The sequence below is a fragment of the Rhodococcus sp. NPDC003383 genome (genome assembly GCF_053589115.1).
This window is the reverse complement of sequence record NZ_JBSFRG010000006.1, coordinates 22,492-43,029: the sequence shown is the minus strand read 5'-3', so window position 1 is coordinate 43,029 and position 20,538 is coordinate 22,492. Positions and strand designations below refer to the sequence as shown.

23 protein-coding genes are annotated in these 20,538 nt (G+C 68.8%); 11 read left to right on the top strand and 12 right to left on the bottom strand.

Annotation, left to right across the window (positions count from 1 at the left end):
- Window positions 1-31: 31 nt before the first annotated feature.
- Window positions 32-535: an Rv3235 family protein gene (locus tag ACWDTS_RS07665; RefSeq protein ID WP_450117906.1), complete on the bottom strand. Its 504-nt coding sequence runs from the start codon at window positions 533-535 to the stop codon at window positions 32-34.
- Window positions 536-715: 180 nt separating this feature from the next.
- Between ACWDTS_RS07665 and ACWDTS_RS07660 the strand changes: the two genes are divergently transcribed.
- From ACWDTS_RS07660 to ACWDTS_RS07635, 6 genes are all read left to right on the top strand, one after another.
- Window positions 716-1,204, top strand: coding sequence for an HAD-IA family hydrolase (locus ACWDTS_RS07660; protein ID WP_450117905.1), 489 nt, complete (start codon window positions 716-718; stop codon window positions 1,202-1,204).
- A complete protein-coding gene (locus tag ACWDTS_RS07655; protein ID WP_450117904.1) occupies window positions 1,201-2,619 on the top strand; it encodes a WS/DGAT/MGAT family O-acyltransferase in 1,419 nt (472 codons plus the stop codon). The genes ACWDTS_RS07660 and ACWDTS_RS07655 overlap by 4 nt, the downstream gene beginning before the upstream one ends.
- A complete protein-coding gene (locus ACWDTS_RS07650) occupies window positions 2,606-3,151 on the top strand; it encodes a DUF6912 family protein (protein ID WP_450117903.1) in 546 nt (181 codons plus the stop codon). Before ACWDTS_RS07655 ends, ACWDTS_RS07650 begins: the two co-directional genes overlap by 14 nt.
- 109 nt (window positions 3,152-3,260) lie before the next feature.
- Window positions 3,261-4,391, top strand: coding sequence for a ferredoxin reductase (locus tag ACWDTS_RS07645; protein ID WP_450117902.1), 1,131 nt, complete (start codon window positions 3,261-3,263; stop codon window positions 4,389-4,391).
- Between the two features lie 33 nt (window positions 4,392-4,424).
- The gene (locus tag ACWDTS_RS07640; RefSeq protein WP_450117901.1) at window positions 4,425-5,681 is read left to right on the top strand and encodes a fatty acid desaturase family protein; all 1,257 of its coding nucleotides are present in this window, start codon (window positions 4,425-4,427) and stop codon (window positions 5,679-5,681) included.
- Window positions 5,682-5,748: 67 nt separating this feature from the next.
- Window positions 5,749-6,984, top strand: coding sequence for a fatty acid desaturase family protein (locus tag ACWDTS_RS07635; RefSeq protein WP_450108602.1), 1,236 nt, complete (start codon window positions 5,749-5,751; stop codon window positions 6,982-6,984).
- Window positions 6,985-7,044: 60 nt separating this feature from the next.
- On the opposite strand, the gene rsgA is transcribed toward ACWDTS_RS07635, so the two are convergent.
- Together rsgA and aroA are read right to left on the bottom strand one after the other, a co-directional pair.
- Window positions 7,045-8,070, bottom strand: coding sequence for a ribosome small subunit-dependent GTPase A (gene rsgA, locus ACWDTS_RS07630; protein ID WP_450108601.1), 1,026 nt, complete (start codon window positions 8,068-8,070; stop codon window positions 7,045-7,047).
- Window positions 8,037-9,323, bottom strand: a complete 1,287-nt coding sequence (gene aroA / locus ACWDTS_RS07625) for a 3-phosphoshikimate 1-carboxyvinyltransferase (protein WP_450117900.1) — start codon at window positions 9,321-9,323, stop codon at window positions 8,037-8,039. The genes rsgA and aroA overlap by 34 nt, the downstream gene beginning before the upstream one ends.
- A 75-nt stretch (window positions 9,324-9,398) precedes the next feature.
- Between aroA and ACWDTS_RS07620 the strand changes: the two genes are divergently transcribed.
- The gene (locus tag ACWDTS_RS07620; protein ID WP_450108599.1) at window positions 9,399-10,175 is read left to right on the top strand and encodes an SOS response-associated peptidase; all 777 of its coding nucleotides are present in this window, start codon (window positions 9,399-9,401) and stop codon (window positions 10,173-10,175) included.
- 3 nt (window positions 10,176-10,178) lie between these two features.
- Here ACWDTS_RS07620 and ACWDTS_RS07615 read toward each other — a convergent pair whose 3' ends face one another.
- The 7 genes from ACWDTS_RS07615 to ybaK form a co-directional block, all read right to left on the bottom strand.
- Entirely contained in the window at window positions 10,179-10,847 is a 669-nt protein-coding gene (locus ACWDTS_RS07615; RefSeq protein WP_197252768.1) for a TetR/AcrR family transcriptional regulator, read from the bottom strand.
- Window positions 10,848-10,908: 61 nt separating this feature from the next.
- Window positions 10,909-11,661: an enoyl-CoA hydratase/isomerase family protein gene (locus tag ACWDTS_RS07610; protein ID WP_450117899.1), complete on the bottom strand. Its 753-nt coding sequence runs from the start codon at window positions 11,659-11,661 to the stop codon at window positions 10,909-10,911.
- Window positions 11,662-11,737: 76 nt separating this feature from the next.
- The gene (locus ACWDTS_RS07605; RefSeq protein ID WP_420752497.1) at window positions 11,738-12,886 is read right to left on the bottom strand and encodes an acyl-CoA dehydrogenase family protein; all 1,149 of its coding nucleotides are present in this window, start codon (window positions 12,884-12,886) and stop codon (window positions 11,738-11,740) included.
- Window positions 12,887-12,918: 32 nt separating this feature from the next.
- Window positions 12,919-14,589: a class I adenylate-forming enzyme family protein gene (locus ACWDTS_RS07600; RefSeq protein WP_450117898.1), complete on the bottom strand. Its 1,671-nt coding sequence runs from the start codon at window positions 14,587-14,589 to the stop codon at window positions 12,919-12,921.
- Between the two features lie 26 nt (window positions 14,590-14,615).
- Window positions 14,616-15,347, bottom strand: a complete 732-nt coding sequence (locus ACWDTS_RS07595) for an SDR family NAD(P)-dependent oxidoreductase (protein ID WP_197252772.1) — start codon at window positions 15,345-15,347, stop codon at window positions 14,616-14,618.
- 35 nt (window positions 15,348-15,382) lie between these two features.
- Window positions 15,383-16,177: an enoyl-CoA hydratase-related protein gene (locus ACWDTS_RS07590; RefSeq protein ID WP_450117897.1), complete on the bottom strand. Its 795-nt coding sequence runs from the start codon at window positions 16,175-16,177 to the stop codon at window positions 15,383-15,385.
- 155 nt (window positions 16,178-16,332) lie between these two features.
- A complete protein-coding gene (ybaK, locus tag ACWDTS_RS07585) occupies window positions 16,333-16,830 on the bottom strand; it encodes a Cys-tRNA(Pro) deacylase (protein ID WP_197252774.1) in 498 nt (165 codons plus the stop codon).
- A 211-nt stretch (window positions 16,831-17,041) separates the two neighbouring features.
- On the opposite strand from ybaK, the gene ACWDTS_RS07580 reads away from it, so the two are divergent.
- Both ACWDTS_RS07580 and rsrA read left to right on the top strand, forming a co-directional pair.
- Window positions 17,042-17,686: a sigma-70 family RNA polymerase sigma factor gene (locus tag ACWDTS_RS07580; protein ID WP_197252775.1), complete on the top strand. Its 645-nt coding sequence runs from the start codon at window positions 17,042-17,044 to the stop codon at window positions 17,684-17,686.
- Window positions 17,683-17,964, top strand: coding sequence for a mycothiol system anti-sigma-R factor (gene rsrA, locus ACWDTS_RS07575; RefSeq protein WP_197252776.1), 282 nt, complete (start codon window positions 17,683-17,685; stop codon window positions 17,962-17,964). Before ACWDTS_RS07580 ends, rsrA begins: the two co-directional genes overlap by 4 nt.
- An 89-nt stretch (window positions 17,965-18,053) precedes the next feature.
- Here the strand turns inward: rsrA and ACWDTS_RS07570 are convergent, their stop codons facing one another.
- Entirely contained in the window at window positions 18,054-18,128 is a 75-nt protein-coding gene (locus tag ACWDTS_RS07570; RefSeq protein ID WP_022597109.1) for a 50S ribosomal protein bL37, read from the bottom strand.
- A 95-nt stretch (window positions 18,129-18,223) separates the two neighbouring features.
- Here ACWDTS_RS07570 and ACWDTS_RS07565 point away from each other — a divergent pair, with 95 nt between their 5' ends.
- Both ACWDTS_RS07565 and ACWDTS_RS07560 read left to right on the top strand, forming a co-directional pair.
- Window positions 18,224-18,439 (top strand): biotin/lipoyl-binding carrier protein, encoded by a 216-nt coding sequence (locus tag ACWDTS_RS07565; protein ID WP_450108593.1) that lies wholly within the window; start codon window positions 18,224-18,226, stop codon window positions 18,437-18,439.
- 14 nt (window positions 18,440-18,453) lie between these two features.
- Window positions 18,454-19,932, top strand: coding sequence for a sensor histidine kinase (locus ACWDTS_RS07560; protein ID WP_450117896.1), 1,479 nt, complete (start codon window positions 18,454-18,456; stop codon window positions 19,930-19,932).
- Between the two features lie 141 nt (window positions 19,933-20,073).
- On the opposite strand, the gene ACWDTS_RS07555 is transcribed toward ACWDTS_RS07560, so the two are convergent.
- Complete coding sequence (locus ACWDTS_RS07555; protein ID WP_068157905.1) at window positions 20,074-20,328, bottom strand: WhiB family transcriptional regulator; 255 nt, start codon at window positions 20,326-20,328, stop codon at window positions 20,074-20,076.
- Between the last annotated feature and the right edge of the window lie 210 nt (window positions 20,329-20,538).

The following is a 20,538-nucleotide window of genomic DNA, read 5'->3' as shown; positions in this document are numbered from 1 at the left end:
CCGATCGTCGGCCGTCGGTCGTCGCGCCGGATCAGCCCAGCCACAGCGAGGTGATGAGCCAGCCGTGCGGGGCCCGGCGCGACGGCGCGACCCGGCTGATGCGACCGGCCAGCGCGAGAACGCGATGGCCACGCGTGTAGGAACCGAACAGTTCCGCGGTGTCGGCGTCGACGGCACGCAAGCGGGTGCGCAGCAACGTCGCACTGCCCGCACCCGGGGACGCCGACCGTGTGGGCGCCATCGCGTCGCGCAGGACGGGATCGAGCACCGTCTCCAGTTGCGTCTCCGGCCGCCGCCGGTCGAGAACTTCGAGCACCAGCCGGACCGCGCGTTCGGCGAATGCGCTCGCCGTCGGATCGATTGCCGCTGTGAGCGGAGGAGTGGCCGGCCCCGACCGGGCCGGGCGGGGTGATCTGCCGTCGTGCGTGGTGGTGCGCCGCGTCGCGTACCGGCGGGGCCGATCGCAGTTGTGCCGGGCGGGTGGCTCGTACGGAGGGATCCGCAGGACGTGGCGGATCCCGGGGTTTTCGGACATGCATCTCCCTGGTGACGTGCGTGACGGTCGCGACCCGCGACGGTGCACGGGTCGACCCCGGGAGAGGACGGAGCCGCGGTCATCGTGCCACAGCTACGGCGCGCGCGCCCGTCGAGACACTCCGTGCCCGCCGGGACACTCCTGTCGCAGAGACCGGCGCACGAACTCTAGGGTGGATACGTGCGGGGATTGGTCTTGGATTTCGGTGGGGTGCTCGCGGGACCCGGCACGGACGGGCGTGCGCTCGCAGGCGTGGTGGCTGCGCTGCGCGGACGAGGTGTGCGGACGGCGATCCTGAGCAACGACCCGGGTGGGCCCGGAGCGGACCGGCTGCGCGAGCTCGGCGGTGGGCGCTTCGTCGACGAAGTGGTGCTCTCCGGCGATGTGGGTGTGGCCAAACCCGATCCACGGAGTTATCTGCTGGTGGCGCAGCGACTGGGACTGGAACCGGCGCAGTGCGTCTTCGTCGACGACCTCGTCGCGAACGTGCGCGCAGCGGCCGCCACGGGGATGGTGGGAGTGCACCACGAGTGTCCGGATGTCGTTGTGGCAGAACTGACCGTACTCTTCGAGCTGAGCGCCGACGAGGCGCCCGTGACCTCGGCGCCTGAGACCTCGGCGGCAGGGGACACGGTCACGGACCGGGGTGAGGGGGACACTCGCAGATGACGACCCGCATGACCGCGCAGGACGCATCGTTCTACTTCCTGGAGACGACGAACACGCCGATGCACATCGGGTCGCTGGCGATCCTCTCCGAACCGGAGGGCGGCTTGGACTTCGAGACGCTGCTGCAGCTCGTGGAACGCCGTATCGCGGAGGTGCCGCGCTATCGGCAGAAGGTGCGGGAGGTCGCGCTGGGACTGGCGCGGCCGGTGTGGGTGGACGACCGCGACTTCGACATCGCCTACCATGTGCGCCGCTCGGCGCTGCCCCGCCCCGGATCGGACGACCAGTTGCACGATCTGCTGGCTCGGCTGATCTCGCGTCCGCTGGACCGGACCCGCCCGCTGTGGGAGATGTACCTCGTCGAGGGCCTCGAGGGAAACCGGTGTGCGCTGTTCACGAAGTCGCATTCGGCGCTCGTCGACGGTGAGGACGCGCTGGACATCGGGCAGGTGCTCTTCGATTCCGATGTCGAACCCCGGCAGGTGCCCGAAGAGCTGTGGATGCCGGAGCAGGAACCGTCGGACACCGCGCTCGTGATCGGTGCGCTCGCCGACCTGGTCGCGCGACCGGGAGAGGGAATCGCGCTGCTGCGTTCGGCCGTGGGCAACCTCGCCGCCACAGCGACCGAGGCCGTCGACGTGGTCGGGCGCCTGGCGCGGACCGCCGCACAGTCGGCGCCGGAGAGCCCGCTCAACGAGTCGATCTCGCGCAGCCGCCGGTTCGCGGTGGTGCGGTCCGATCTGGAGTTGTACCGCAAGATCCATTCCCGGTACGGCTGCACCATCAACGACGTCGTGCTCGCGGTGATCTCCGGGGCGTTGCGCTATTGGCTGCTCTCGCGCGGCGAACCGGTGACCGAGGCGTCGGTGGTGCGCGCGATGGTGCCGATGTCGGTGTACACGCAGGATCCGGCGGACGCCGACGACGCCGACGGTGCCGAGACGATCCAGGTGCACCCGCAGGGGGAGGTGTCGACCTTCCTCGTCGACCTGCCGGTGGGGGAGCCGAACGCGGTGGTGCGGTTGTCGCACATCGCGCACGCCGGTGAGGCCTACGCGCGGCAGCGCCGCCGCATCGCGGCACAGGCCATGATCCGGTTGTCCGGTTTCGCGCCGGCGACCATGCACGCGGTGGGGGTGCGGGTGGCCAGCGGCTTCTCGCAGCGCATGTTCAATCTGATGATCACCAACGCACCCGGCCCGCAGCACCCGCTCTACCTGGCCGGCATACCGGTCCTGGAGATGTACCCGGTGTCGCCGCTGCTGAAGAACCAGACGTTGAGCATTGCGCTGACGTCCTACGACGGGTCCGTCTACTACGGTTTGAACGCGGACCGCGATGCGATGCCCGATGTGGGGGTCCTGACGTCGCTGCTCCAGGAAGCACTCGAGGAGTTGTTGGATGCCAGTAGGTAAGGGCAAGACGCGGGTCTACGTGCCGGCCACGATCGACATGCTGCAGCGGCTGGTGGCCGACGGTGAGGTCGAAGCGGTGAACCGCACGGCGTTCGCGGTGACGGCCGCGCTGCGCGAGGCCTACACGTCCGGGGACGACGACGAACTCGCCGAGGTCGCCATGGCGGAGGCCGCCCGGGCCTCGCTGCGGCTCCTGGCGGCACGGGCGGACGACGAATCGGCCACCGACGAGTCGGCGAAGGATCTGCCGGTGCGTCGGGTGGTGGTGGCCGCGGACGTCGAGGAGGCCACCCCGCGTCCGGATCTCGACGATGCGGTCGTCCGCCTCGCCGCGCCCGTCACGCTGAAGTCGGTGGCCTCGGTGCACGTCGACCTCGAAGGAGCCGAAGCGGACGTGGCGCGGGCCGTCGAGGTCATCGACGCCGCGGACATGGGTGACGAGGAAGCCGAGTTCGTGCTCGGCGACGCGGAGGACCACCAGCTCGCCTGGTATGCGACGCAGGAGTTGCCGTTCCTTCTGGAACTGCTCTAGTTCCGGAACCGTTCCAGCTGTTTGTCGACCACTTGTCCGTAACCTACGCCACCGTAGCTTTCTGGTAACCTACGGCACCGTAGGCATACCGGGTGAGGAGAAGTGGTCGATGGGTTTGAAGGAGTGGATCGAGCGTCCCGCGGCGCACGTCTCGGCGTCCGAGCGATCCGTGTCGAATCTCGTACGAGGCGCGGTCGCGCGATTCACGACCCCGCTGCTGCCCGACGACTATCTGCACCTGGTCAACCCGCTGTGGTCCGCGCGTGAGCTGCGTGGCCGCATCGTCGAGGTGCGCCCGGAGACGACGGATTCGGCAACCCTCGTCATCAAGCCCGGCTGGGGATTCGACTTCGGCTACAACCCGGGTCAGTACATCGGCATCGGCCTGCACATCGACGGCCGGTGGCACTGGCGGTCCTACTCGCTGACATCGTCGCCCACCTGGAACGACAAGCTCATCTCGATCGCGGTCAAGGCGATGCCGGAAGGTTTCCTGTCGAGCCACCTCGTCACCGGCGTGCCCGCGGGCACGATCGTGCGGCTCGCGACACCGAAGGGCGACTTCGTGCTGCCCGACCCGCCGCCGGAGCGGATCCTGATGCTCACCGCCGGCAGTGGGATCACCCCGATCATGTCGATGCTGCGCACGCTCGACCGTCGCGCGGTCGACCGCGACGTCGAGCTGCCCGACGTCGTGCACGTGCACTCGGCGCCGACCGCGGACGACGTGATGTTCCGTGCCGAGCTCGAGAAGTTCGACGCCACGCACGACCGGTTCCGGTCGCACGTCCAGCTCACCCGCTCGCAGGGGAAGTTCACCCTGGACCGGCTCGACGAGGTCTGCCCCGACTGGCGTGAGCGTCAGACCTGGGCGTGCGGACCGCAGCAGATGCTCGACGACATCGAGGCGTTCTGGAAGAAGGCCGGCATCGAGGATCGTCTGCACCTCGAGCGGTTCGCGGTCACCCGCGCCGACACCTCCGGTTCCGGCGGCACCGTGACCTTCGCGAAGTCGGGCAAGACCGTCACCGTCGACGGCGCGACCACGCTGCTCGAGGCCGGTGAGAGCGTCGGCGCACTGATGCCGTTCGGCTGCCGGATGGGGATCTGTCAGACTTGTGTGGTCCCGCTCGAGAAGGGGCACATCGTCGATCTGCGGTCCGGCCAGGAACACGCCGAGGGTGAGCGTGTCCAGACCTGCATTTCCGCGGCTGCCGGGGACTGCACTCTCGACGCCTGACGCCCACCGCCCGTTCCACAGCAAGGACCCTCAGTGGCCATCACCGACATCCGCGCGTTCGCGCACCTCAGCGATTCGGACATCGAAGCGCTGGGTCGTGAGTTCGACGCGATCCGCCGGGACGTCGAGGACTCGCGCGGGGTGCGGGACGCCCGCTACATCCGCAACACGATCCGGCTGCAGCGGGTACTCGAGCTCGGTGGGCGGGCGGTGCTGTTCGGCTCCCCCCGACGTCCGTTGTGGGTGCTGGGTGCCGGGATGCTCTCGCTCGCGAAGATCATCGAGAACATGGAGCTCGGGCACAACGTGATGCACGGGCAGTGGGACTGGATGAACGACCCGGAGATCCATTCCACGTCGTGGGAGTGGGATCAGACGGGGCCGTCGGCGCACTGGAAGCGTGCCCACAACTACGCGCACCACACGTACACGAACATCGTCGGCATGGACGAGGACGTGGGATTCGGGATCCTGCGGATGACCCGCGACGAGGCGTGGCGGCCGCGCAACCTTCTCCAGCCGATCGCGAACGTGGTCCTCGCCGCGACCTTCGAGTGGGGCATCGCCCTGCACGACCTGTCGGCACAGAAGGAGGCCGATGGGGTTCCGCGTATGCAGTGGAATTCGCAGCCCAACAAGGACTTTGCGCGCAAGGCGGCACGTCAGGTCGTCAAGGACGTGGTGTTGTTCCCCGCGTTGACGGGCCCGGCCTGGCGCAGCACGCTGTCCGCGAATCTCACCGCGAACCTGGTCCGGAACCTGTGGGCGTACGCGGTGATCTTCTGCGGGCACTTCCCGGACGGGGCCGAGAAGTTCACCGTCGACCAGTTCGAGAACGAGACGCACGCGCAGTGGTATCTGCGGCAGCTGCTCGGCAGCGCGAACATCTCCGGCGGTCCGGTGATGGGATTCCTGACGGGGAACCTGAGCTACCAGATCGAGCACCATCTGTTCCCGGATCTGCCGAGCAACCGGTATCCGGAGATCGCGGCACGGGTGCGCGCGCTGTGCGCGAAGTACGACCTTCCGTACACGACCGGTTCGCTCGGCCGGCAGTACCTGCTCGCGTTGCGGACCATCCACAAGCTCGCGTTGCCGGACCGGTTCCTGCGCGCCACGTCGGACGACGCGCCGGAGACCTCGTCCGAGCGCAAGTTCTCGCGGGTGCAGGGCCCCGGGGTCGCGGAGCTCACGGTGGATCCGGTGACGGGCCGGCGACGGGGTCTGCTGACGGCGTTGCGCGCCCAGGCGGAGGCGAAACTCGCCGCTCGCCGCGCGAAACGATCTTGATTGTGATTCCTCTCACAGCGCGGATCCGGCTAACCTACGGGGCCGTAACTTACGGTAGGGTAGCCGCATGGCCATTTCGGACATCAAAGAGTATGCGCACCTGACGGAGGCCGACGTCGAGGCCATCGGCCGCGAACTCGACGCCATCCGCCGCGACATCGAGGAGGCGCGCGGCGAGCGGGACGCCCGCTACGTGCGCAACACGATCCGGCTCCAGCGTGGACTCGAAGTCGGCGGGCGCGCAGTGCTCTTCGGTTCCCGCAAGCGCTCGCTGTGGGTCCTGGGCACCGCCATGCTCTCGCTCTCGAAGATCATCGAGAACATGGAGCTCGGGCACAACGTGATGCACGGGCAGTGGGACTGGATGAACGACCCCGAGGTGCATTCGGCGAACTGGGAGTGGGACAACGTCGATCCGTCGGCGCACTGGAAGCAGACCCACAACTACCTGCACCACAAGTACACGAACATCCTCGGCATGGACGACGACGTGGGATACGGGCTGCTGCGCGTGACCCGCGACCAGCGCTGGAAGCCGTTCTACCTCGGCAACGTCGCCTACAACGCGATCCTCGCGTCGCTGTTCCAGTACGGCATCGCGATCCAGCTGCTCGAGCTCGGCAAGGTCATCCAGGGGCGCGACGACCGCGAGCGCACCAAGGAACTCGGTAGCGAGGTGCTCGTCAAGCTCGGCAAGCAGACGCTCAAGGACTACGTGGTGCACCCGGCGCTGACCGGCAAGGCCTGGAAGTCGACGCTCACCGCGAATGCGACCGCGAACTTCGTGCGCAACATCTGGACCAACGCCGTGATCTTCTGCGGGCACTTCCCGGACGGTGCCGAGAAGTTCACCAAGGCCGACGTCGAGAACGAAACGCGCGCCGAGTGGTACCTGCGGCAGATGCTCGGTTCGGCCAACATCTCCGGTGGCCGCGTCATGGACTTCATGACCGGCAACCTCAGCTACCAGATCGAGCACCACATCTTCCCGGACCTGCCGTCCAACCGGTACCACGAGATCTCGCTCCGGGTGAAGGCGCTGTGCGAGAAGTACGACCTTCCGTACACCACGGGTCCGCTCGCGGTGCAGTACTGGAAGTCGTGGCGCACCATCGCGAAGCTGTCGCTGCCCGACAAGTACCTCAAGGACACCCGGGACGCCGCTCCCGAGACGGCATCGGAACGCGGTTTCGGCGGCAAGTCCGAGATCGATCCGCTCACCGGTCGCCGGGTCGGACTGGCCACCGCGATCGAGAAAACCCGCAAGCGCGGATTCGTCCGTCGCGTCCTGGGGATGCGCTGAGCGACTCTGTTGCTACAGATCGGCCCCCGGCTCCTTTTCGGAGCCGGGGGCCGATCCGCGTCACCAGGCTTCGTTCTCGGTGAGCGCCGTGAGCAGTCCCCGCACGGCCTGGGCGCGGCGCAACGACTTGCCCTCGAGGTTGTCGAGCGCGCACTCCGGGTCGGCCGGGGGGCCGAGGTGGGTGCACCCGCGCGGGCAGTCCTCCACTGCCTCGGCCAGGTCGGAGAACGCGGCGACGACATTCTCCGCGGAGATGTGCGCGAGCCCGAACGAGCGGATGCCGGGGGTGTCGACGACCCAGCCGCCGCCGGGCAACGGCAGAGCGACCGATTGGGTCGAGGTGTGCCGGCCCTTGCCGACGCCGGAGACCTCGCCGGTCGCGCGGGCCGCGTCCGGCACCAGCCGGTTGACCAGCGTCGACTTGCCCACGCCGGAGTGCCCGATCAGCGCCGTCACCGAATCGGTGATCAGCTCGGTGAGCTCGGTCAGGTCGTCGTCCTTGCCGACGAGCATCACCGGCAGGTCCAGATCGGCGAACTGGGCGGTGAACTCGGCGGGGTCGGCGAGATCGGACTTCGTCAGGCCCAGCACGGGGGTCAGTCCGCCGGCATAGGCCGCGACCAGCGCACGTTCGACCAGACCTGTCCGCGGCGGCGGATCGGCGAGCGCGACGACGATGAGCAGCCGCTGCGCGTTCGCGACGACGATCCGCTCGAACGGATCGGTGTCGTCGGCGGTGCGTCGCAGCACCGTCTCGCGGTCGTGGACCCGCACGATCCGCGCGAGCGTGTCAGGACGGCCCGACAGGTCGCCGACGACGCCGACGAGATCACCGACCACGATCGGGGTGCGGCCGAGTTCGCGGGCGCGCATCGCCACGATCGGGCGCTTCGGGTCGCCGCCGAGCACCACGCCCCAGCGACCGCGGTCGACGGAGACGACCATGCCCTCGACGGCGTCGAGGTGGGCGGGGCGATCCTTGGTGCGCGGCCGCGAGCCCTTGCCCGGGCGGACCCGGACGTCGGACTCGTCGTACTGGCGGCGCCGCCGGTTCAGGAGCGCGCTCCCGTCAACATCGCCGCCCACAACGACTCGAATCCGGGCAGCGTCTTGGAGGTCGTGCCGATGTCGTGGACGTCGACGTCGTCGACGACGAGACCGATGATCGCCCCGGCGGTGGCCATGCGGTGATCGGCGTAGGACTGCCACCGACCGCCGTGCAGGGTGGCCGGTTCGATACGCAGTCCGTCCTCCGTTTCGGTCGCCGATCCGCCGAGCCGGGCGATCTCGGTCACCAGCGCCGCGAGCCGGTCGGTCTCGTGGCCGCGCAGGTGCGCGATGCCGCGCAGCTGCGACGGGGTCGTCGCGAGAGCGGCGAGGGCGGCGACGGTCGGGGCGAGTTCCCCGACGTCGTGCAGGTCGATGTCGATGCCGGTGAGCCGCTCGGGGCCGCGCACCGTCAGGGTGCCGTCCGACCAGGTGACGGTCGCGCCCATCCGCTCGAGAATCTCGCGGATCGCGTCGCCGGCCTGCGTGGTCGACTTCGGCCACATCGGGACCGACACCGTGCCGCCGGTGACGGCCGCGGCGGCGAGGAAGGGCGTCGCGTTCGACAGGTCCGGTTCGACCTCGACGTCGATCGCCCGGATCGGGCCCGGCGCCACACGCCATGTGTTCGCGTCGGCGGTGTCGACGTCGACACCGGCGGCGCGCAGCATCTCGACGGTCATGTCGATGTGCGGCATCGACGGCACCGGCTCGCCGCTGTGCCGGACGGTGACGCCCTCGTCGTAGCGGGCGGCCGACAGCAGCAGGCCGCTGACGAACTGCGAGGACCCGGACGCGTCGATGGTGACGGTTCCGCCGCGCAGTGCGCCGGCGCCGTGCACGGTGAACGGCAGCCGCTCGCCGTCGATGTCGGCGCCGAGGGAACGCAGGGCGTCCAGGACGGTTCCCATCGGCCGGGTCTTGGCCTGCTCGTCGCCGTCGAAGAAGACGTCCCCGTCGGCGAGTGCCGCGAGCGGCGGCACGAACCGCATGACGGTGCCGGCGAGCCCGCAGGCGACCTCGCCGCCGTGCAGGTCGCCGGGAACGACGTCGAGGGTGGTGCCGCCGTCACGCTCGGTGATCGTCGTACCCAGTCCGCCCAGGGCAGCGATCATCAGGTCGGTGTCGCGGCTGCGCAGGGCCCCTGTGATCGTCGAGGGACCGTCGGCGAGGGCGGCGAGGATCAGCGCGCGGTTGGTGATCGACTTGGATCCGGGCAGTGTCACGATCGCGTCGACGGGGGACTCGGCTCGGGGGGCTCTCCACAGACTCACCCGACCATCTTCTCCCATCGTCGCAGCCGGGTGTGCACCCGGCGCGTCCGACGCGGGGAAGTGGTCGTCGGAGCCGGCTGTCAGACTCGCCCTATGTGCGGCAGGTATGCGACGACGGCGGACCCGGCGACCCTCGCGGCGGAACTCGACGCGATCGACGAGACGGTCGGGGGAGGAGACGGTAATAGCGACAGCACCACCGACTTCGACGCCGTCAATTTCAACGTCGCCCCGACGACCCGGGTGCTCACCGTCGTCGCCCGGCACGATCGCGAGAATCCGGACGAGCCGGTGACGCGGCGGATCCGTCGCATGCGGTGGGGTCTCGTGCCGCCGTTCGCGAAGGAGATCGGCAGAAGCGCGCCGCTGTTCAATGCCCGCTCCGAGTCGGTGGCCACGAAGCCGTCGTTCGCGCAGTCGCTGCGGTACAAGCGCTGCCTGGTGCCGATGAACGGCTGGTACGAGTGGCAGGTCGAACCGACACCGGACGGGAAGACCGCGAAGGTGCCGTACTACATGTCCCCGGAGGACGGTTCGCGGATCTGCATGGCGGGCCTGTGGGCGGTGTGGCGCGACCCGAAGGTTCCCGACGCGGCGCCGCTGGTCAGCACCACGATCCTCACCGCCGACTCGGTCGCGCAGTTGCGCAACGTCCACGAGCGGATGCCGCTGATCCTGCCGCCGGACCGGTGGGACGCCTGGCTGGATCCGGACAGCCTGGGGCATCCGGACCTGATCCGTCCGAGCCTCGAGGCGGTCTCGGCGATCACCGTCCGCCGGGTCTCCCCGAAGGTCAACAGCGTGCGCAACAACGGTCCCGAGCTGCTCGTGCCCGACGACGGGAGCGGCGAGCAGATGGCTCTCTTGTAGACGCTAGGCCAGCCGGAGCAGGTGCGGGTACCGCGCGCGACGGTCGGCGGGCACGATCGAGTTCAGCACGAACCGGATCTGCAGGGTCGTGTACTCGTCGAGTGTGTAGTGCCGGCCGAAGTGCCACTGCTTCAGCGCCCACCCGTGGGCGAGGAGCATGAAGTCGAAGACGATGAGGTCGACGTCGACCGGGCTGAACTCCCCGGACGCGATGCCGGTTTCGAGGGTGGCGCGCAGCGGTGCCGCAGTGGCGACCTCGAGTTCCTTGATACGTTCCCGGCCCGTCTTGTCGAGCGTGCGGCTCTCCCGGTAGGTCAGGACCACCGCGTCGAGGTTGGTGTCGACGACCTCGAGATAGCGCCGCATGCCCGCCGCCAACCGCTCGACCGGGTCGTCGCCGACGGCGTCCATCGCCGGTTCCAGCTGGTCGCGGAAGGCGTCGAGGATCGAGGTGACGGTCGCGAGGAGCACGTCCTCCTTGCCGCCGAAGTACTTGTAGATCAGGCCGACGCTGACCCCCGCCTCGTCGGCGAGGGCCTGCATCGACATCTGGTGGAATCCGGTCTGTTCCATCAGGCGCACCGCGGCCTCGAGCACCTGCTTGCGACGCGAGTGGGCGCGCACGGCGCGCACGGCCTCGTCGACGTTCAGCGCGTCGTCTCGGGTGGTCATGGTGGGTGCTCCTCGTCGCCGATGGGTGGATTCACAGTACCGATCGGGCGGATGGGCCCGGTCAGCGTGCGGCGGTCACGAACCGTTCGAGCAGCCGGGCCGTCTCGTCGGTCTCGATGAGCCGGCCGATCTCGTCGATCTCGGTGGCGAAACCGTCGGTGCCGCGTGCGGCGGCGATGCAGCGCTTGGCCGCGCCGTAGGCGGCCGGAGGCAGTGCCGCGAGCCGCTGCGCGTGCCGCATCGCAGCCTCCTCGACACCGCCGTCGACCACCCAGTGCACGATCCCGAGCCGGTGCGCCTCCGCTCCGTCGACGAGTTCGGCGCCGAGGACGAGCCGGGTGGCGACGGCGGGCCCGGCGATCCGGGTCAGCCGCTGGGTTCCGCCGGCGCCGGGCAGCAGCCCGAGCCCGACCTCGGGCAGGCCGATCCGGGAGGACGTGCCGGCGATGCGGAAGTCGCAGGCCAGCGCCAGTTCGAGGCCGCCGCCGGTCGCGGCGCCGGTGATCGCCGCGATCGACGGTTTCGGCAGCTCCGCCAGCGTCTCCAGAGCTTCCTGGAGGCTCTCGGCGAAACGGGCGAGACGTTCGCGGCGATCGGGGGCGGTCCGCCAGGAGTCCATCATCGCGATGTCGGCTCCACCGCAGAAGTGCCGGCCCGCCCCGCGGATCAGCAGCGACCGCACGTGGGTGTCGGCGCCGAGTTCCGCGACCGCCGCGGCGAATCCGGCGGTCTGCTCCTCGTCGAACGCGTTCACGGCGGGACGGTCGAGGGTGATGATGCCGACGTGGCCTTCGCGTCCGACGAGGACAGTCATGGCTTCTCCGTTTCCGATGGTGGATCGTGTTGTTCCGGAACGCAATTCGGCCCGGCGTCTCGGATGACCGGTCGTCTCAGATGCCCAGGTCCTTGGCGACGATCGTCTTCATGATCTCGGTGGTGCCGCCGTAGATCGTCTGGATGCGGGCGTCGACGAACGCGCGGGACACCGCGTATTCGCGCATGTAGCCGTAGCCGCCGTGCAGTTGCAGGCAGCGGTCCGCCACGCGCACCTGCAGTTCGGTCGTCCACCACTTGAGCCGGGCCGCGCGGGCCGCGGACAGCTCACCGGCGACGTGCTCGGCGATGCAGTCGTCGAGGAAGGTGCGGGCCAGATCCAGTTCGGTGGCCAGTTCCGCGAGCACGAACCGGGTGTTCTGGAAGCCGGCCACCGGCTTGCCGAACGCCTTGCGTTCCTTGACGTACTCGACGGTCTGCGCGAACACCCCCTCCGCGGCGGCGACCGCGCCGATCGACAGCGAGAGCCGTTCCTGCGGCAGGTTGTGCACGAGCTGGTGGAAGCCCTGTCCCTCCTCGCCGAGCCGGTTCGCGACCGGCACACGCATGCCGGTGAAGGTCAGCTCGCTGGTGTCCTGGGCGTGCAGGCCGATCTTCTCGAGGTTGCGTCCGCGGGAGAACCCGGGGGTGTCGGCCTCGACGACGAGCAGCGTCAGCCCGTTGTGCGGGTCGGGGGAGGTGCGGGTCGCGACGACGAACAGGTCCCCGTTCTGTCCGTTGGAGATGAACGTCTTGGCTCCGTCGACCACGTAGTGGTCGCCGTCGCGGACGGCGGTGGTGCGGATGCCGGTCAGGTCGCTGCCGGCGCCGGGCTCGGTCATCGCGATGCCCAGCACCGTCTCGCCGGTCACGACGCCGGGCAGCCAGCGGGCCTTCTGCTCGTCGTCGGTCATGTCCGTGAGGTAGGGCAGGACCACGTCGTTCTGCAGGGAGAACGCGATGCCTGCGGCGGCGTTCCCGGCGCGGTTGACCTCGTCGATGAGGATGGCGTTGTAGCGGAAGTCGTCGACGCCGGGGCCGCCGTACTTCTCGTCGACGGAGAAACCGAGCAGCCCGAGTTTGCCGGCGTCGGTGAACAGGGACCGGTCGAGGCGCGACGCCCGTTCCCAGTCCTCGTGCACCGGCGTGATCCGGTCCCGGACGAAGTCGCGGGCGACCTCGCGGAACTGCCGGTGTTCGGAGTCGTATTCCAGTCGTGCGTTCATGGTGTCCGTCCTTGGCCCGGGTGCGGCGGTGCTCACCGGGCGATCTTCGAGGCCGTGGGGGTCGTGAACAGGCCGGCGGCGTACTCGCCGGCGGCGGTGTCGGTCGCCCGGTAGTGGAGTTTCTTGCCGGTTGCGCTGACCGGCAGCGACTCGACGAAGCGGTAGGCGCGCGGTCGTTTGAACGACGACAGCATCGGGTGGTCCCGGCAGTGGGCGTCGAGGGCATCGGCGGTCAGGGTGGGTTCCTCGGCGACGATGTAGGCCACGACGATCCGGCCCCACGTGTCGTGGGGAACGCCGACGACGAGCGAGTCCCGCACCTGGGGATGGGCGTTGAGGGCTTCTTCGACCTGCACCGGGTGGACGTTCTCCCCGCCGGAGACGAGCATGTCGTCCTTGCGGCCGACGACGGTGACGAATTCGTCGGCGTCCCACGTGCCGAGGTCGCCGATGTGCAGCCATCCGCGGTGGAACTTCGCCTTCTCCTGATCGGGGGAGTCGAAGTAGGCGTTGGCGCACTTGGGGGAGCGGACGATGATCTCACCGACGTCCTCGCCGTCCTTGGCGACCACGTCGTCCGGATCCGCGAGCCGGTCCGCGTACACGCGGACCACGCGGACGTCGTCGTCGGTGCAGGCGCGGCCCGCACTGCCGGCCCGGTCGGGCAGGTCCGCCGGCCGCAGGAAGGTGTTCCAGAACCCTTCGGTGCTGCCGTAGCCGTTGAAGATCCGGGGGTTGAGCACCTGCTGGTAGCGCAGCGCCGCTTCGCGTTCGAGCGGGGCGCCCATCGTCACGATGCCGCGCAGGCTGGACAGGTCGCGCGGGCGTGCCTCCTGGGCGGTGGCGAGCATCGCGAGGTTGGTGGGGGCACCGATGAGGAACGTCAGTCCACGCTCGGCGACGAGATCGAGCACCCGGTCCGCGTCGAACGTCCGCAGCGGCACCACCTCACCGCCGACGTAGAACACCGGGTTCGGGCCGCCGGAGTACAGGCCGCCGCGGTGGAACCACGGCGTCATGTTGAGCGTCCGGTCCTCGGGGGTCAGCGGGAAGTGCATGATCACGTCGTGCGCGCTGAAGACCTCGATCATGCTGTTGAGCGGCACGCCCTTCGGCATTCCGGTGGTGCCGGAGGTGTAGAGGCGGGTGGTCTCGTCCCACACCGTGCGGTGCAGCGGCGGCAGGGCCACGCGGTCGGCGGCCAGGTGACCGTAGCGGATCACGGTGACGCCGTCCGCTTCGACGGGGTCGCCGTCGCCGACCACTACGATCACCTTCGGGGTGTGCTGCGCGAGCTGCAACGCCTCGCGCACCGTGTCGGTGAGTTCGGTGTCGTAGACGAACACCGTCGGCGCGCTCTTGTCCAGCACGAAGGCCGTCTCCCCGGCGGCGAGGCGGTAGTTCACCGGTGACCCGACCGCGCCCACGGCCTGGGTGGCGAGATACAGCTCGGCGATTTCGACACCGTTGAACAGCTGGTAGGCGACGACGTCCCCGGCGACCACCCCGGCGTCCGCGAGACCGGTCGCGATGCGGTCCACCCGTGCACCGAGCTGGGCGTAGGTCCACTGCTGTCCGGTGTCCGGATCGCTGACGGCGATCCGGTTCCCGAACCGCCCGGTGTTGCGCCGGAAGCCGTTGAGGTACGTGAAATCGTTCTCGAAGTACTCCCGGTAGGCCCGGGCGTTGTACGACGCGGTCATGGTGTCCGTCCCTCCTGGTTGCCGGTTCAGCCGGCCATGGTGAGGCCGCCGCTGACGCTGATCACCTGGCCGGTGATGAACGACGCGGATTCCGATGCGAAGAACAGGACGGGCGCGGCGACCTCCTCGGGCCGGGCGAGCCGGCGGAACGGAATCGCTTTGATCAGCGCTGCCTTGAGCTTCTCGTCCTGCGCCTGGAACAGCGGGGTGTCGGTGGGGCCGGGGCAGACGCAGTTGACGGAGATGCCGTGGCGGGCCATCTCTCGTGCGAGCGACTTGGTGAGGGCGATGACGCCGCCTTTCGCGCCCGCGTAGATGGACTCGCCGGAGCTGCCGACGCGGCCGGCGTCGGACGCGAGGTTGATCACGCGGCCCCCGTTGCCCGCGTCGATCATGCCGGGGAGGAAAGCGCTGCAGACGTGCACCGGGCCGAGGTAGTTGATCGCTACGACCTTCTCCGCGAATTCCGGTGTCGCGTTGAGGAATTGGTCGGTCCGGTCCCAGCCGGCGGCGTTGACGACGACGTTGGGGACGCCTACCTCGGCGAAGGTCCGATCGCGCAGTTCGTCGACCTGGGCGCGGACCGAGATGTCCACCGGCAGAGCGGTGATGAGTTCGGTGTTCTCCTTGGCGGTGGCTTCGGCGGCGGCGAGATCGAGGTCGGCGGCGATCACGCGGTCGCCCTGCGCGGCGAACGCCAGCGCGATGGCCTTGCCGATACCGGAGCCGGCGCCGGTCACCAATGCGATGTTGCCCATTGCGGAATGTCCTTTCGAGGGGTGTGACCGGCGGATCAGGCGTTGACGTACTTGGCGAAGTCGGCGGGGCGCTTCTCCGCGAAGGCCTTGGCTCCCTCGAGTCCTTCGTCGGACTTGCCGAACAGGTCGAGTGCGGACATCGCGAGATTGCTCAGCCCGGCCTGGTGGTCGGTGTCGGCGTTGAACGACTGCTTGAGGAATCGGATCGCGGTGGGGCTCTTCTCGGCGATCTCGGCGACGATCGCCTTGGCCTCCTCGAGCAGTTTGTCCTGCGGGACAACCCAATTCACCAGACCCCAGCGCTCGGCGGTGGCGGCGTCGTACTGGCGGCACAGGTACCAGATCTCGCGGGCGCGCTTCTCTCCGACGACGCGGGCGAGGAAGGCGGAGCCGAAGCCGGCGTCGAACGAACCGACACGCGGGCCGGCCTGGCCGAACTTCGCGTTCTCCGAGGCGATCGTCAGGTCGCACAGGACGTGCAGGACGTGACCGCCGCCGACGGCGATGCCGTTGACCGCCGCGATGACGGGCTTGGGGACGTCGCGAATCAGCTTGTGCAGGTTGCCGATTTCGAACATGCCGGACTCGGTGGGGCCGTAGTCGCCGGTCTCGGCGCGCTGCTTGACGTCGCCTCCGGTGCAGAACGCCTTCTCGCCCGCGCCGGTGAGGATGATCGCGGCGACACGGCTGTCGGCCCAAGCGGAACGGAACGCCTTGATCAGTTCTTCGACCGTCTTGCCGCGGAAGGCGTTGTAGCGCTCCGGGCGGTTGATCGTGATGACCGCGGCGTGGTCTTCGACCTCGTAGGTGATGTCTTCGAATCCGGACATGGTGACTCCTCGTCGGCTCGGGTTCGCGGGGTGTTTCGCGATGTGAATGAATGCCCCTTCACTGTGAGTGAATGTACATTCATTCCGGAAGGTGTGTCAACCATCACAGAGATCGCGACCCGTCGCGACGGGCGGAGGATCGGGCAGGGAAAGGGCTACGGACCTGCGGTGATCGGGGCCACGACCGCGCCGGTCAGCCGGATCAGATCGGCGGGCGCCAGTTCGATTTCCAGCCCGCGGCGGCCCGCGCTGCACAGCACCTGCTCCCAGTTCTGCGCGGACGAATCGACGACCGTGCGCAACCGGCTGCGCTGACCGAGCGGAGAGATCCCGCCGAGCACGTACCCGGTGGCGCGTTCGGCGTCGGCGCGTTCGGCCATCACCGCCTTACCGCCACCGAGTGCCCCGGCCGCGGCCTTCAGGGAGAGCTTGGCCGGCACCGGGATCACCGCGACCGCGAGTTTGCCGTCGGACAGCTTCACCACCAGCGTCTTGAAGATCTGCGCGGCCTCGACGCCGAGCCGCTCGCCCAGCACGTCGACGGCCTCGGTGCCGTACGACGCGGCGCGGGCGTCGTGGTCGTATTCGTGAACCCGGTGCGACACCTTCTCCCGGGTCAGCAATTTCGTCGCGGGCGTGGAGGTCGAGGCCATGCCGGACACTCTAGGGCCGCACGTTCCAGGACAGCGCCGGCCACGGGGAACAACTCGCCCGGACGCGTTGTTGATCCGGGGTGGCCGCCCCCGGTCGGGGGACGACCGTGAACGACGAACAGTGATCGAACAGTGATCGGAGTACCGCGTGCCTGTGCTGTGCCCACCGCGGCCGGTAGCCTTCACGGATACGGCAAGTGAAGGGATCGGTGTGGTCGAAGAGTCAGGTGCGGAGCTGGCCGAACGGTTCGAGCGTGACGCGCTGCCGATGCTGGACCAGCTCTACGGCGCGGCCCTGCGGATGACCCGCAACCCGTCGGACGCGGAGGATCTGGTCCAGGAGACGTTCATCAAGGCGTTCTCGGCGTTCGCGTCGTTCAAGGAAGGCACCAACCTCAAGGCGTGGTTGTACCGGATCCTGACGAACACCTACATCAACTCGTACCGCAAGAAGCAGCGCCAGCCGGCGCAGTATCCGACGGACGAGATCACCGACTGGCAGCTCGCCGCGACCGCCGAACACATGTCCACCGGTCTGCGGTCGGCCGAGGTCGAGGCCCTCGACGCGCTGCCGGACGACGCGATCAAGCAGGCGCTGCAGGAACTTCCCGAGGAGTTCCGGATGGCTGTGTACTACGCCGACGTCGAAGGATTCCCCTACAAGGAGATCGCCGAGATCATGGGCACGCCCATCGGCACGGTGATGTCGCGCCTGCATCGCGGACGCAAGCAGCTGCGCGGCCTGCTCGCCGACGTGGCGCGTGAACGGGGATTCAACCGGGACGGCGCGGTCGACGCCGCCGTTGCCGCGGCAGCAGAAACGAAGACCGCGAACGAGAAGGGGGGAGCTCGGTGAGCGAGCCGACCGAATTCGAACCGATCGACTGCTCCGCGGTGATCGCGGACGTGTACCTGCTGCTCGACTCCGAGTGCGACGAGACGTCCCGCGCGCGGCTGGAGCATCACCTGCACGAGTGCGGCCCGTGCCTCGAGGCGTACGGCATCGAGGAGAAGATCAAATCGTTGCTCAGCCGCAAGTGCGGGGGCGAGCACGCTCCCGAAGGGCTGCGGGAACGCCTGATGATCGAGATCCGCCGGAACGTCGTGGTGAAGCGCACCGAGACGGAGGGCTGACGGCCGAAGGCCGATCGAACCGCCCGAGAACCATCGAAGGGGCCGGAAAGCGTGTGCTTTCCGGCCCCTTCGACGTCTGTGCCTACGCCTCAGGCGTTGGGACGCTTACCGTGGTTGGCGGCGTTACCCTTGCGGCTGCGCTTCTTGCGGCCTCGCTTACCCATGGTCGGGACTCCTTTCTCGTTCATTACAGTGTTTCACGTGTGGTTGGGTGGGCCTGTCGGCAGGTCCGCCGTCACGTCCATGGATTGGGGTTTCGATGGCTGAAGACGTACGCGCCGAGATGGTTTCCACCGTCTTCGAGGTGGTGGTGAGCAAGGGGGACGTCGTCGACGTGGGCGACACCCTCGTGATCCTCGAATCGATGAAGATGGAGATCCCGGTCATCGCCGAGACCTCCGGCACGGTCACCGCGCTCGATGTCGCCGTGGGTGATGTCATCCAGGCGGGCGATCTCATCGCAGTCATCTCCTGAACGGCGGGAAACCGGTGTCCACACTCAGTGCCCTGCTCGCCCAGCACACCGACCTGCCGGGTGCGGCGGTGGACCATCTCCAACGGGTCGTCGGGGAATGGCAGTTGCTCGCGGATCTGTCGTTCGCGGACGTGCTGCTGTGGGTCAATGCGGAACCCAGCGACATCGTGTGCGTCGCCCAGTGCCGGCCCACCACGGCCTCGACCGTGCTGCCCGAGGACTCCGTCGGGACGATCGTGTCCGAGGACGAGCACCCGTACGTCCGGAAGGCGTTCGAGAGCGGAAAGATCGTCGTCGCGGACGTCGATCCGAACGACCCTGTGCCGCTGCGCCGCCAGGCCGTGCCGGTGCGCTGGGACGGCAAGGTCATCGCGGTGCTGAGCCGCGATGCGGCGCGCGTGTCCCGTCGTTCGACGAGTGCGCTCGAGACCGCCTATCTGGAATGCGCCGACGCGCTGTACCGGATGATCTGCGAGGGCACGTTCCCGACGCCGGAGTCCCGGTCGGACACCAAGTCGAGCCCGCGCGCCGGTGACGGGTTCATCCGTCTCGACCGTGAGGGGCGCGTGGTGTACGCGAGCCCCAACGCGCTGTCCGCCTACCACCGCATGGGTCTGAACTCCGACCTGGTCGGCCAGGACCTGATCGAGACGACGAGGGCGCTGGTAACCGACCCGTTCGAGAGCGGCGACGTCGCCGACTACCTCAGCGGTGCCGTGCAGGGCCGCATCGGTCAGCGCATGGAGATCGAGGCGCGCGGTGCGACGGTGTTGTTGCGGGCGCTGGTGCTGGCACCGGGCGGCCGGCTCGAGGGTGCGGCGGTGGTGATCCGCGACGTCACCGAGGTCAAGCGTCGCGACCGCGCGTTGCTGAGCAAGGATGCGACGATCCGCGAGATCCATCACCGGGTGAAGAACAACCTGCAGACGGTCGCGGCCCTGCTGCGGCTGCAGGCGCGGCGCACCGGGAACGTCGAGGCCCAGCAGGCCCTCGGGGAGGCGGTGCGGCGCGTGACGTCGATCGCGCTGGTGCACGAGGCGCTGTCGATGTCCGTCGACGAGGAAGTGGACCTGGACGATGTGGTCGACCGGTTGATCCCGATCGTCATCGACGTCGCGACGGTGGGCAATCAGATCCGGGTGCGACGCGAAGGCAGTCTCGGTGTGTTCCCGGCGGACCGGGCCACCCCACTCGTCATGGTGCTGACCGAGCTGGTGCAGAACTCCGTCGAGCACGCGTTCGAACCGGGCGCGCACGGGACCGTGACGCTGCGTGCGGACCGTTCGGCGCGGTGGCTCGACGTGGTCGTCCACGACGACGGCAAGGGCCTGCCGGAAGGTTTCGTGCTCGAGGACGCCGACCGGCTCGGGCTGCAGATCGTGCGGACGCTGGTCGCTGCGGAGCTCGGCGGGACGCTGCGGCTCGAGCGGGGGGAGTCGGGCGGCACCGACGCGCATCTGCGGCTTCCGCTGGGCCGGGTGCCGGTGAACTGACCGGGGCTGTGCAGGCCTGCCGGGCGCGCTGCCCGGTCTGCCGCGGGCAGACAAAAGCCCGGCACCCGAAATGGTGCCGGGCTGTCCTCTTGCCCTGCGACGACCGCCCCGCCGTGAGGCAGGGTGGCGTCCGTGCTCTGTCTAGACGGCGGTGCGGGCGCGGGTACGGGCGTTGCGACGCTTGAGCGCGCGACGCTCGTCCTCGCTCATTCCACCCCAGACTCCGGCGTCCTGACCGGACTCGAGGGCCCAGGACAGGCAGTCCGCGACGACCGGGCAGCGGTTGCACACGAGCTTGGCATCAGCAATCTGCGCGATGGCCGGGCCGCTGTTTCCCACGGGGAAGAACAGCTCCGGATCCTCGTCGCGACAGATTGCCTTGTGGCGCCAGTCCATGCTTCTACTCTCCTTCGAAGGTGCTCCGCACCGGGGTGATTGGTTGCTGCAAGTTCGTGCGCGCGTCCGACATGTGTTTCCGCGCGGTTACTTGTGAATGCTTTCACGAACGAGCGTGAAGTCAATAGAATTCGCCCCGACCGTGGGCAAGCTCACGCCACCGGTGTTCGGGCATGTTGCCGATCTAACTTTTTACACCCTTGACAGCGG

Coding starts and splice junctions, on each gene's coding strand:
- ACWDTS_RS07555 (WP_068157905.1), bottom strand. CDS start 20,328: ATGGACTGGCGCCACAAGGCAATCTGTCGCGACGAGGATCCGGAGCTG.
- aroA (WP_450117900.1), bottom strand. CDS start 9,323: ATGGGAGAAGATGGTCGGGTGAGTCTGTGGAGAGCCCCCCGAGCCGAG.
- ACWDTS_RS07565 (WP_450108593.1), top strand. CDS start 18,224: ATGGCTGAAGACGTACGCGCCGAGATGGTTTCCACCGTCTTCGAGGTG.
- ACWDTS_RS07635 (WP_450108602.1), top strand. CDS start 5,749: ATGGCCATTTCGGACATCAAAGAGTATGCGCACCTGACGGAGGCCGAC.
- ACWDTS_RS07655 (WP_450117904.1), top strand. CDS start 1,201: ATGACGACCCGCATGACCGCGCAGGACGCATCGTTCTACTTCCTGGAG.
- ACWDTS_RS07650 (WP_450117903.1), top strand. CDS start 2,606: ATGCCAGTAGGTAAGGGCAAGACGCGGGTCTACGTGCCGGCCACGATC.
- ACWDTS_RS07600 (WP_450117898.1), bottom strand. CDS start 14,589: ATGACCGCGTCGTACAACGCCCGGGCCTACCGGGAGTACTTCGAGAAC.
- ACWDTS_RS07665 (WP_450117906.1), bottom strand. CDS start 535: ATGTCCGAAAACCCCGGGATCCGCCACGTCCTGCGGATCCCTCCGTAC.
- ACWDTS_RS07620 (WP_450108599.1), top strand. CDS start 9,399: ATGTGCGGCAGGTATGCGACGACGGCGGACCCGGCGACCCTCGCGGCG.
- ACWDTS_RS07615 (WP_197252768.1), bottom strand. CDS start 10,847: ATGACCACCCGAGACGACGCGCTGAACGTCGACGAGGCCGTGCGCGCC.
- ACWDTS_RS07605 (WP_420752497.1), bottom strand. CDS start 12,886: ATGAACGCACGACTGGAATACGACTCCGAACACCGGCAGTTCCGCGAG.
- ACWDTS_RS07610 (WP_450117899.1), bottom strand. CDS start 11,661: ATGACTGTCCTCGTCGGACGCGAAGGCCACGTCGGCATCATCACCCTC.
- ACWDTS_RS07595 (WP_197252772.1), bottom strand. CDS start 15,347: ATGGGCAACATCGCATTGGTGACCGGCGCCGGCTCCGGTATCGGCAAG.
- ACWDTS_RS07645 (WP_450117902.1), top strand. CDS start 3,261: ATGGGTTTGAAGGAGTGGATCGAGCGTCCCGCGGCGCACGTCTCGGCG.
- ACWDTS_RS07590 (WP_450117897.1), bottom strand. CDS start 16,177: ATGTCCGGATTCGAAGACATCACCTACGAGGTCGAAGACCACGCCGCG.
- ybaK (WP_197252774.1), bottom strand. CDS start 16,830: ATGGCCTCGACCTCCACGCCCGCGACGAAATTGCTGACCCGGGAGAAG.